Genomic DNA, 7216 nt, shown 5'->3' with positions numbered 1-7216 from the left:
GCAGATGCCTGTCGCGCGGAAGGAAGAGATTTAGCCGATCGGCGAAAATGCCGATCAATAACCAACCGAACCCAAGGAAAAGCCGCCAATCGAAGGCGTTTCGCCCCTTGTGTTCTTTCATTGGAGACCACGATGCAGAACGAAATCGTTTCACCCGAGGCGTGGCTGAAGGCGCGCCTGGACCTGCTTGCCGCCGAAAAGGAATTCTCCCGTCAACGGGAGGCGCTGACGCGCCGCCGCATGGAAATGCCCTGGGAGCGCGTGGAAAAATCCTACCAGTTCGACGGGCCGAACGGCGCCCTGTCGCTCACCGATCTCTTCGACGGCCGCTCGCAGCTGATCGTCTACCACTTCATGCTTGGTCCCGACTGGCAGGAAGGCTGCAAGCACTGCTCGTTCTGGGCCGACAATTTCAACGGCATCCCGGTTCATCTCAACCATCGCGACGTGACCTTCACCGCCGTATCGCGCGCACCGCTCACCCAGATCGAGGCTTACAGGAAGCGGCTGGGCTGGAGCTTCCCATGGGTGTCATCCTTCGGCAGCGACTTCAACTTCGACTATCAGGCATCCCGGACGCCCGAACAGCTCGCCAAGGGCGAGGCCTACTACAACTACAAGATCCAGCCGAGCACCGTGTCGGAACAGGTGGGCATCAGCGTATTCTACAGAGACGACAGGAACGAGCTGTTCCACACCTATTCCTGCTACTCGCGCGGCGTCGAGATGCTGAACGGCGCCTACCATTTCCTCGACCTCGTACCCAAGGGCCGCGACGAGGACAGCTTGAATTACCCGATGGAATGGGTGCGCCGCTGCGACCAGTACTGAGGCCACGATCAATACCGAGGCAAGGTGACCGGCCGCAGTGCAGCCGGTCGCCACCTATCGCGGCGTGTGGTGCGACGCGCGAGTTCTCCACCGCAAGGGGCACACGACGCGCAGCCACATGACGGCTGCCCCGGTTACCGATCCCGGATCATTCGCGTACCGGCTCGACGTCCGGCAGCACCCACGTCTTTTCGAACAAGGCCTTTGTCGGCGCGTAGAGGCGGAACATAAGTTCGAAGTCGCGCTGCGAATCGGTCGGGATCCAATTCGACTCTTTTCCATCAGGAGCTTTCGGACCAAGGTAGATATCGACCGAGCCGTCGGCATTCTTCTGCAGTTCGGCGACCTGCGAGGAACGGCTGGCGTGCGGCATATTGCGGATCAGCGCGTGGGTCTGGCGATCGTAGGCGGTCAGCGACCAGTATTGCTCGACCGGGACATTGGCCGGTACCGTCAGCCGGTAGGTCTTCGACCCCTCGAAAGCCTGGCCGTCCTTGTCCTTGATGGCAATAAGGTAGAACTGCCCCGCCCCCAGGCGCTTGATGCCGACATAGGCATAGCTGTAGGTGACGCCGCGAATATCGACGGGATAGGCATCCGGCTCATCGTACGACGCCTGCGCCGCCTTGACGAGCTCCGGGTCGGCCGGGAAATTCCAGCGTCCTTTGTCATAGAAGGGTTTCAAGCCGGCATCGTATTTCAACTCGAGCCATTCGCGGGCCTCCTCTATTCCTACCGCGAGCGCCTCGGTGGTCGTGGCTTCCGGCCTGAACGGCTTTCCCTTCTCGATGCCGAGAGACCGCAGCTGATCGATCATCGCCCGGTCCCGCGCCAGCCATGGTTCGCTCTGGACAATGCGATCGAGCGACTGGAAGAAGCTGACATCGTAGCGGATGGTACTGTCGAACAGCACGTCCCTGGCATCGGTAAACACCGTCTCCGGCGGAGATGCCGCCTGGGACAGCGGATAGACCTTCAGCCTCTTGGCGTAGGCCACGGACTTTTCGATATCAGCGTCGGCGTGGCTGGCGAGGTTGGACCGCAACAGCGCATAACCGCCATAGGTATTCGACTTCAGTGGTATGTAGCCTTCGGGGATCGTCCCGACATAGCCCGGCGGCAGAACGAGGTACTTTCCGCCCTCGCCCTGGTCGGCGCCGGACGGACCGGCATCCTCCAGGGGCATCTGCCACACATCGACAATGTTGCCGTTGATCGATCCACCCTCGGCAGGGGGCACCTCGATGACCACCGGCCCGACATCACGGGTATCGGTGAAGGTCATCAGATAGATCGCATCCGGGTTGGGCGTCAGCGTCTGATTTTGCCAATCGAGCGGACGGGACCAGTAGACGATCTCGTTGACCTTGCCCTTGGTCTTGGTGAGCATTTCCTGGAGCATCAGATCATAATTGACCGCTGGCATGCCCCAGATCACTGCCTCCACCGCACGACGCTCGATCGTCCGCCGTGCGAGTTCATCGGGTGAAAGTGCTGCGGCGGCCGACGACATCGCCGCCAGAGCCATCGCCGCAAAAAACAACCGCCTCATGCTGCCCTCCTGCCAATTGGCCGTGGAGCTACAGCATTGTCCGAATCGATCGCAGACGTAAGTGCGTTACTGTAAATGCAGACGCGAGAGCGGAGTTAGACGGCGGCAGCCGTCTGCGAATGCGAGAGCCGCCTTTCCGCTGAGGGCCAGCATGACTCGCGATGGCGCCCGCGCTCGAAATTATGTCGCAGCCCCTTCAAGAACCAGGACATCACCATCGGCCGGGATTCGCAGCTTCATCGCCGAAATCCCGCTGTTATCAGCAGCTTCGCGCAGGTCATGCCGGGTGATCGTGGCGTGGTCGAGCGCCTCCATATGCGTGGCGACGACCACGGCATCGCCGGATGTTTCGCAGACGGCAACGGTTTCCTGCGCATCCATGACGATGAGGTCGCCGTCCCAGCGGGCACCGCAGGAATGGGTGACGATGATGTCGGGCTTCGTCTCGGCGATCACGCTTGCCACCGGCGGATAGAGCACGGTGTCGCCGGCCCAGTAGATCGACGGTTCGCCCGCAGCTTCAAGCGTGAAGCCCATGACCGAGCCCATCAGCTCGACGACGGCCCCAAGGCCGTGGCTGCCTTCGCGCCGCGTCAGCGTCAGCCCCTGCCAGCTGGCGCGGTCGACAAGCGGGATCACGTCGGTAAAGCCCGCGGCGCGGATCTCGCCTTCATCGCCAGGCTGACAGAAGATCGGCAGATGCTTCGGCAGCCGTTCCTTGGCCACATCGTCGAAATGGTCGGAATGCAGGTGCGAAACGATGACCAGTTCCACGCCATCAAGGATCGCCTCGATCGACACCGGCAGCTCGACCATCGGGTTCTCGGACCGGTTGGCAAAGGACGGCAGGCTGTGTTTCGGCGCCAGATAGGGATCGATCAGCACCGTGCGGCCGGCATAGTCGAGCTTCAAGGTGGCGTTGCGGATCAGCTGCAGTTTCATGGGGCGCATCCTCTGGCGACATCAGGTGTTTGACGGTCGCCGGATGGTTACGATTGCGGCGACAAAATCAAGCCCCGAAATGCGACCACGGCCGGGCGAGCCGGACACGCGGCGTGGTCCCGACGACGCGGATGGGGCTGGGAGCGCCGACCGCGGGAACTGCCCGCGTTCGCAATTACCACCGCCAAAGGAGACAATCCCTAAAGTTGCATTGTTCTACCGAGCAGAACTTTAACGACCTATCGCCAAACGTGGCGACAAGCACGAGCAATCGGGAGAGACATCGTGGAAAACGTCATTAGCGGCGGAGCCTACGCGCGGGCATGGGCATGGCGTTTTGGCCTTTTCGTCGTCGTCACCCTGGCATTTCCGTTTATCGTGTATGCCCTGGTCCATATGAGCGGCGCCGCCAGAACTGACGCTGCCGGCGCCTTCGCCGTGGTGCTTGGCGTCTATTTGAAGCCGATCATCTACCTGACCTTCGCAGCGTCGCTTGCACGCATCTCGATCGCCCGGAGCAAGGTAGTCGGCATGCCGGGCAAGATCGGCATCTACATCGTCCTGCTTGCCCTGTCCGATCTTCCCTTTGCGCTCATTTTCGGGGCGCACTGGGGCGTCGCTTTCTTTTTCGGCTTCGCCGGCCCGCAATTACCCACTTCGCTCCTGAGCGCGGTCATTGCCATCATCACGCTGAGTCTTGCACGCGCACCAAGCGGTCCGATGAACGAGGGCCACGCCGCCGCGTATCGCGTCTGGTCCACCCTGCTCGTTCTCATGATGGCGTACGGCCTGCTCGGGCTTGCGATAATGCTGTGGCCATTTTTCTTTGGCCTGCATGGCTTTGGTCTCTACGGTGCGCTGACCTGGGCCAAGGTCTACCTGCACCGTTTCACCCTTTATCCCGGCCTGCCGCTGTCGCTGTTCATCGCTGCCTCGGTCTATCTCATCTACGCCAGCCGAAAACACACGGGCGGACCGGCCGAGACAGGCCAGCCCCAGCGCGGCGCAACAACAAGCTTCGGTCTTCGGCGCGACTGAAACATCACGCATGCAGGAGCGCGGTTGATTTCGCCACGGCAGCATCCATCATCGCGGCCCCTGGTTGGCGGAGGAAACCGCCACATCTCCTGCGGCGGCAATGATCTGCTCGGCGGTCGGCAAGGTTCCAAGGCCCTCGGGGCCGTTGCGTGCCTCGACCTCGGCCCAGGCAATATGGCCTGACCCATCGACAAGGAAATGGCCGACAAGCTGGGTGCCATGGTTCTCGAAGATGGACCGGTCGACGTCATTCAGCTCGAAGCCATCCTTGGTGTTGAGCACGGTATTGGCCTCCATCGGGTGTGCCGGCTCGGCCATCTCGTCGTTCGGATTGATGCGCGCTGCGGCAAACTGTTCGAAGCTGGCGTGAAAGGGCCATTGCTTCTTTTCCTCACCGTCGGCCGGGGCGAAGACCACGCGCGGCACGCCGAAGTCACGATGCGTGCGGCACTCCGGATCGCACAACACCGTCACCGGCGTCGGCTGAAACTGGAGATAGAGCCTTGCCCGCTCGAGCGGCGTGTTGATCACGGCCAGTGTCTCGACGCCCGCCTCGCGCAAGGCGGGCTGGAGCGCGGAAAATTGCCGCAGCTGGCGCCGGCAGAACGGGCAATGCAGGCCGCGAAACAGCCCGATCAGAAACGGGCGTCCGCGCAGGTCCGCGAGCGAAACCACGCCCCCGACGTTGGCGGCGGGTAGCGAGAAGGCCGGAGCAGGCTCGCCCGGTTGCAGTGCGCGGATCGCTTGGCTCATGCTGACTATCCTCCATCTGGGTCCGAAGATCACGCTGTTGTGTGGCCGCGACGCCGTTCCGGTCGGTCGCCATGCCGCGGCCCTGTCACCGCCAGCTGCAGTCCCAGGGCTGCCCGCGGGCGGCGCGGTGGCACACGAAGGTGCGGCCGCAGGAATGCATGGCGGATCTCATCGTGCGTCCGCGCCCCGTGCCGCGCTCCAGGGTCTGGCGGGCTGCGAGCTGGGCACTGGCCGGGCAGTTGGCAAAACTCTTTTTCTTGGCGTCGTCAGGCGCCGTAATGGTGTTCGATGGCGCTTTCCTGGTCGGCGTCTCGTCGGTGCTGCGCGTCTTCGCCGGCTCCGGCAGCTTCGCCTCGCGCTTGATATCGACGCAGCGGCCGCTCTTCAGCTGCTGGTTCTGGGCGCAGACGAGCGGGCAGATCCGCGCCTTCTGCGTCCGCAATCGTTCCAGCACGCCATCAGACGGCTCAAGGGCCGCAAGCTCGACCTTGATCAGTTTGGCGAACTGCTCCAGCGCCCTGCGGCTTCCGAGACCCCAGAGCCCGTCTTCGCTGCCGGCGCGGCAGCCGACGCGGTTCAACTCCTTCTGGATCGAGCGCACCAGCTCCCGGTCGGGCGAGGCGGTTTCAAGCGTCGGGGTTTGGTTGGCCAGCGGCTGGGTCAATGCAGCCACCTGCTCCGTTGCGGTGGGCAGCCCCCCGACAGGCGGTGCTTGCTGTTTCGCCCCCTCGGCTTCCAGCTGCGCAGCCGCAACGTCGGCCGCCGCACGCTCGATGATCCTGATTTTCGCCTGAGCCAGCGAGACGAAGGCACCACCAGGATATTGCTGCAGATAGGCGTCGAACAGGTCTCGGTCGCTCGATCCCTTGATCGTGTCCCAATAGGCAAGCTCGGCGGCGTTGTCGCCCTTGTCGCCGCCGGCCGACGCCGCAGGCTCCGTCGATGTCGATGGCTTCAGCACCACCTCGCCGGTCAGCGAGGAATTGTCCCAGGGCACCTGCTTGCCATCGGTCGCCTCCAGCACGTCACGGCGCACGTCGATCAGCTCACGGGTGATGTCGCGTCCGGGCTTGCCGAGGTGGCGCAGCAGCGCCGCCGTGAACGGTGAGTTGCGCCCGGCGCCGTCGAGCGCAACGTTGCCGGGCTGGGTGGCAAAGGCGATCAGCGAGCCGATGCCGGTACCGACCTTCGCCAGCCCCCGGCCGATCGAGCTGGAGCGCGTGCCCATCGAGCGGGCAAGATTGACTGCCAGCGGATTGTCGCGGCAGGCATCGAGGAACACCAGATTGACCCGCGTCTCGCGCTCCATCGCCGAAAGGATCAGGTTCATCGGTACCGCCTCGAATTCAAGGTCGATATAGGAGAGAAGCTTGGCGTCGATGGGAGCGATATAGTTCTCGCCGTTCACCTGCAGGCCGTGGCCGGCATAGTAGAACAGCGCGAGGTCCGCACCGTCGAGCTTGCCGACGAAGTCGCGGATCGTGTTGCGCACGCCGGCAAGATCAAGATCGCGACCGACGACGACCTCGAATCCCAGCGCTTCAAGCTTGGCGGCCATGTCGCCTGCGTCGTTGTCGGGGTTGGGAAGCTCTGGCACATATTGGTAGGCCGAGTTACCGATGACCAGCGCCACCCGCCTTTCGGCAAGCGCCTGCGAACATATCAGCACCAGGAAGACCGCGATGACGATGCGAAGCCAATGCATGCCATACCCCGGGCATGCCCATGCATGCCCCCCGCTGCACGTGTCCTTAAATCGTTGTCGATTTAGGGATAAAACCTGCAGCAATTCAAAGCGCTACAGCGACCTTTGCGCGTCTGATAAGACGCGCGGCGCTGTCTTAACTCGCCTGCCCCGCCGCCGCACAGCGCCTGTTGTCGCAAGGGTGCGATCCATTGCCGGCCCTGTCAATGCCGCCGACCCGCCCTTGCGTCACCCGGTCTGCGCGAAACCTTGTGGACGCTTCGTCTCTGGAATAACGGGCGATCGCCGCATTTCATTCAATTGCCAAATGGGATTAGCGCGTCCTCACCCCTTCGGTTTAGGGCTGCGCGCAGGCCGCTTTTGCCGGCGAGGTCGCGCACCGATGCATCTGGCGC

At 62.9% G+C, this 7216-nt stretch carries 6 protein-coding genes; 2 read left to right on the top strand and 4 right to left on the bottom strand.

What is annotated here, in order from left to right; all coding sequences use genetic code 11:
• The first annotated feature begins 132 nt into the window (after positions 1 to 132).
• Positions 133 to 831 carry a thioredoxin family protein gene (locus tag BKP54_RS27375; protein ID WP_025427433.1) on the top strand — a complete coding sequence of 233 codons (699 nt, stop codon included), beginning with the start codon at positions 133 to 135 and terminating at the stop codon, positions 829 to 831.
• Between the two features lie 148 nt (positions 832 to 979).
• Here the strand turns inward: BKP54_RS27375 and BKP54_RS27370 are convergent, their stop codons facing one another.
• Together BKP54_RS27370 and BKP54_RS27365 are read right to left on the bottom strand one after the other, a co-directional pair.
• Positions 980 to 2383, bottom strand: a complete 1404-nt coding sequence (locus tag BKP54_RS27370; RefSeq protein WP_025427434.1) for a DUF1254 domain-containing protein — start codon at positions 2381 to 2383, stop codon at positions 980 to 982.
• A 180-nt stretch (positions 2384 to 2563) separates the two neighbouring features.
• Positions 2564 to 3325, bottom strand: coding sequence for an MBL fold metallo-hydrolase (locus tag BKP54_RS27365; protein WP_025427435.1), 762 nt, complete (start codon positions 3323 to 3325; stop codon positions 2564 to 2566).
• Between the two features lie 285 nt (positions 3326 to 3610).
• Here BKP54_RS27365 and BKP54_RS27360 point away from each other — a divergent pair, with 285 nt between their 5' ends.
• Positions 3611 to 4363, top strand: a complete 753-nt coding sequence (locus BKP54_RS27360; protein ID WP_057206249.1) for a hypothetical protein — start codon at positions 3611 to 3613, stop codon at positions 4361 to 4363.
• Positions 4364 to 4411: 48 nt separating this feature from the next.
• Here the strand turns inward: BKP54_RS27360 and BKP54_RS27355 are convergent, their stop codons facing one another.
• Positions 4412 to 5116 carry a peroxiredoxin-like family protein gene (locus BKP54_RS27355; RefSeq protein ID WP_025427437.1) on the bottom strand — a complete coding sequence of 235 codons (705 nt, stop codon included), beginning with the start codon at positions 5114 to 5116 and terminating at the stop codon, positions 4412 to 4414.
• A gap of 85 nt (positions 5117 to 5201) precedes the next feature.
• A complete protein-coding gene (locus BKP54_RS27350) occupies positions 5202 to 6821 on the bottom strand; it encodes a caspase domain-containing protein (RefSeq protein WP_057206247.1) in 1620 nt (539 codons plus the stop codon).
• Positions 6822 to 7216: the final 395 nt, after the last annotated feature.

Source organism: Ensifer sp. 1H6, from assembly GCF_001976035.1.
GTDB lineage: Bacteria > Pseudomonadota > Alphaproteobacteria > Rhizobiales > Rhizobiaceae > Ensifer > Ensifer canadensis.
Note: the sequence above shows the minus strand (reverse complement) of the source record. Positions and strands in the feature narration are given on the sequence as shown.